This window comes from Bradyrhizobium sp. Ses1 (assembly GCF_059512365.1).
The window spans coordinates 1-3,773 of record NZ_JCAMOQ010000133.1 but is presented as its reverse complement, the minus strand read 5'-3'; the positions used below and the strand labels follow the sequence as shown (position 1 = coordinate 3,773).

Here is a 3,773-nt window from a genome sequence, read left to right as displayed (position 1 = left end):
GGACGCCCCTTGGCGCTATCGGCTTGGCCACCCTGTTTGCCGCAGCGGCCTACCGCGCGAGCGGTTTAGTCCCCTGGCCCATCGGCGAAGTGGTGAACTACGTCACCGAGGTCCGCTTGGCGAGGCACAGCGGACTAGATTTCTTCGGTTGAGTTCTTCGCGTTTTTGATCCGAAGCGGGCATCAACCCGTTTGCCAGGCTGTAAGTCAATATCTCTGCCTTTATTGTTCGCCTGCAGGTAGTATAGCCTTGCGACTGTACGCGGCGCGCAGCTTCTATCTCAAACTCACGCTCGCCGCATTGCGACTTGAGTTCTCTTGCTGCATGGAGCTTGGGAGATTCTCATGGAAAAATTGCTTCTGACCGCGACCAGCTTGATTATGCTGTCTGTTCCGGTAATCGCGCAAGATACTGAGGCGCGGCTGATGCCCGAGGCGCTCGTATGGAAGGATAATCCAGCCTTTCCAAAAGGCGTTCAGATTGCCACCTTGGTCGGCGATCCCAGCAAGAAAGGCGAAGTTGTCGTCTTGCGCATCAAGTTTCCAGCGAATTTCCAAATGCCTCCGCACACTCACCCCTATTCTGAAGTTGTCACCGTCTTAAGCGGGGCAATCGGCAGCAGTCATGGTGAGAAATTCGAAAAGAAGGGTGATCTCCTAAAACCTGGCTCGTTATGGGTGTACCCTGCGAAACACCCGCATTTCGCGTGGACCGGAAGCGAGGAAGGAATACTTCAGGTTCAGTTCATTGGCCCAGGTGGCATCGATTACATCAATCCTGCTGACGATCCGCGCAAACAATAACGGCTGCACGAAGAAGCGACGGCGGTTATGTCCGGTCTTGCCCATGGCCGAAACCCGGATTGAAGATCGCACGTCAACTCACCGGGTAGGCCGGACGCCGCTCTAAGTCGCTATTGGCCCCAAGCAGCGGTTGGTGGATGTCTGCTATTCCGCCGCTGTTAAAAGCTAACCAGACATCCCTCGAACGGGCCGAAAACGACGCGATTGATCCAAATCGGTCATGGAGTGGCTGCTGTTCGACAACGGCGCTATGCTCCCGCCCCGCGGGGTATCTGCAATCGTTTGGAGCGGGAGCAATCGAAGACCGGCACAATCAGATCACGTTAGCTAGTCTTCTCCACCTTTGGCGGCGTCCATGTATCGTCGACGATTGAAGGTGGGTTTTCATCCGGCCAGTACATGCGGAGCATCAGCTTGAACTTGCCGTTTGGTGCGGGAAGCCAATTCGACTCCTTGTCCGGGCCCGGCGATTGATTTTGGATGTAGAGGTCCGTTGAGCCATCAGCGTTGGTCTTCAGATCTTGGCGAGGACTGATAGAGTAGCGATTGATGGGATTGGCGACGAAGAAATAATTGGCGTCATACATCTTGACAGACCAGCAGCCGCGCGCAGGTGGCAACTGTCCTTTGGGAAAGCGCAGGAGGTATTTGTTAGCTCCGTCGTAATCGTGATCCTCGGCGTCCCTCTGGGAGAACGGGTAGATGGCATCTTGGGTGCGGTTTGCGCCAAGGCCGATGGCAGTTACTATGGCGCGGTTTAGATAGTCCGTTCCGTATATTCCAGTCTTCGTGTCGTATATCCAGCCGTTGACGTGCTTCACGGCGTCGTTCACCTTCGTTTGAAGAAGGATGCGATCAAACGCGACCTGCGGGATACGTTTAGCGAAATCCGCCCGCAGCTCGCTGGCATCAAAGTCTTTGCCCGGCACCAGCCCGATTTTGGCGAAGCGCGCGACTTCGGGAGCATCTGCCGCATACGGAGGGTTGTCCTTCATCAATTGCGCGAGGAGCGTGAAAAATTCCACCGCGTCCATTCGATTGACCTGGTCTCGCACCGGCGTCTTCATATCGACGGACGGGTCGACCGTCCCCGCCGGCGGCGTGTATTCCTTCCCGTAAGACACTCAGCGGGACCATCTTCAATTGATCTTGCAACGCATGGACGGCAGCATAGTCCTCGGGTGTACCCGTGCAGTAGAGGCGTCCGATGAGCCAAACAATGTTCGTCGGAGACTTCAATTCCTTTACACCTGATGGCAGGGCGCCGCTCCAGTTCGGGCCGGTAATTGCGTAGGTCTGCGCTCCGGTGCCTGTTGTTCGCGTTCCGGTACAGCAAAGACGGTAGTCCATCCGTCCAGCATCGGCAGCAGGAAATATCGACCCTTCATGTCAGGAACGCTGAGCACCCAAGGTTCTTTGTCGACGTAGAAGAAACCGGAGCTGTACAGCGTGTCCGCATTTGGCGCCGTTGCGTCACGAAAAGATGCGTTAGGGTATTGGCGCAGGTTGATGATCTGACCCATCGGGCCGCGTGTGCCCTCTACTTTTGGCTGGTTTGTAATAACCCTGCGCGTCATTTCGACGGTCACCAGCGGATAGCCATAGATGTAAGCATCCGTGGCCAGCCAGAAATCCTCAGCGCCCTCGATGATGTCGAAAATCGGTCCATCCTCCTGTCCTCATCGCAAATCAATCCGGGCATATTGGTGGTGCAGCCCACCCAAAATCGGGCGACAGATAATGCGTCCGACTGTCTCGGCGGCGCGTGATATCGGCGCGTCCTTGTTCAATGACAGATGGGGTCGCGTGCCATTGTAGTAGCTCATGTACGAGAGCAGCACGTGGCGCAGATGGCGTTCGCCAAAGACTACGGCATGATCCATGCATTCCCTCCGGATTGAACCGATCAGCCGTTCTGCATGGGCGTTTTGCCAGGGTGAACGAGGAGACGTCGGGCGATCTCGGATACCGATGGATCTCACCCGGCGTGTGAATATCTCGGCGTAGGCACCATCGCGGTCCCTGATCAGGTAACGAGGGATTTGCTCCCAGCCACACGCCTCCGTCAGTTGATTGGCGATCCATTCGGCAGTTGGATGCGCGGTCACCCCGCACCACAGGATCTGCCGCCGGCCATGGCCGATGATCAGCAAACCGTAGAGCAGTCGGAATGAGATTGTCGGCACGACGAAGAGGTCCATTGCGACAATGCCATCCGCATGGTTGCGAAGAAACGTCTTCCATCCCTGCGAGGGAGGGCCCCTCCTCCGCGCCATATACTTGGCGACGCTGGTCTGACCGATCTCGATGCCGAGCTTGAGAAGCTCACCATGGATTCTCGGCGCTCCCCACGGCGGGTTGACGATGCTCATCTCGCGGATCAGCCGGCGAATTTCCAACGGTGCAGTTGGTCGACCGCAGCGGTGCCGCGATTTCCAGCGCCAATACGCTCTGAAACCGGCACGGTGCCAACGGATGATGGTATCCGGCTTCACTATCGTCAGCGCCTTTGATGGTATTTGGCACCAAACGATACAGCCCAACAAAAATCAGGCGATCTATGGCACTGAAGGCCACTCTCTTCGGCACATGCCGTCGCTGGATGTTAAGTTGATGACGAAGGATCAGGATCTCAGCTTCCAACGAGACCCGCGACCGGAACAATATGACCAGCACGGACCAGACCAGGCTGTAAGCTTCTCTCATGAGACAGAAGCATTGCGCGATTCGGCCTCACATACCAGCCGGATTAGGTTTCCGACAGGGACAGCTGAGCAGTCATGCTTTCGAACCGGCGTATGCCAACGAAAAAAGATTCGATGATCAAAAATCAACGCGAACAAACTTACTAAAAGCCGTTCAGCCGACCAAACATAGGTCCGAATGCTCGCACTGGCCAATTGCAGCCGCCAACCCAACGCAAACCCTGGAATGATCGTATAGCAGAGCATCACCGCCCAGCCAAAGAGA

The 3,773-nt window shown here is 56.1% G+C and carries 3 protein-coding genes and 1 pseudogene; 1 reads left to right on the top strand and 3 read right to left on the bottom strand.

Annotated elements, in window-relative coordinates; genetic code table 11:
• Positions 1 to 344: 344 nt before the first annotated feature.
• On the top strand, positions 345 to 803 hold the full coding sequence (locus tag AC5ZG5_RS45755) for a cupin domain-containing protein (RefSeq protein ID WP_130228981.1): 459 nt from the start codon (positions 345 to 347) through the stop codon (positions 801 to 803).
• Positions 804 to 1,126: 323 nt separating this feature from the next.
• On the opposite strand, the pseudogene AC5ZG5_RS45750 reads toward AC5ZG5_RS45755, so the two are convergent.
• From AC5ZG5_RS45750 to AC5ZG5_RS45740, 3 genes and pseudogenes are all read right to left on the bottom strand, one after another.
• A pseudogene (locus AC5ZG5_RS45750) lies at positions 1,127 to 2,464 on the bottom strand (DUF1254 domain-containing protein).
• An 18-nt stretch (positions 2,465 to 2,482) separates the two neighbouring features.
• Positions 2,483 to 3,298: an integrase core domain-containing protein gene (locus tag AC5ZG5_RS45745; RefSeq protein ID WP_496165556.1), complete on the bottom strand. Its 816-nt coding sequence runs from the start codon at positions 3,296 to 3,298 to the stop codon at positions 2,483 to 2,485.
• A 207-nt stretch (positions 3,299 to 3,505) separates the two neighbouring features.
• The coding region (locus AC5ZG5_RS45740) for a hypothetical protein (RefSeq protein ID WP_496165555.1) at positions 3,506 to 3,773 on the bottom strand (268 nt) is incomplete at its 5' end.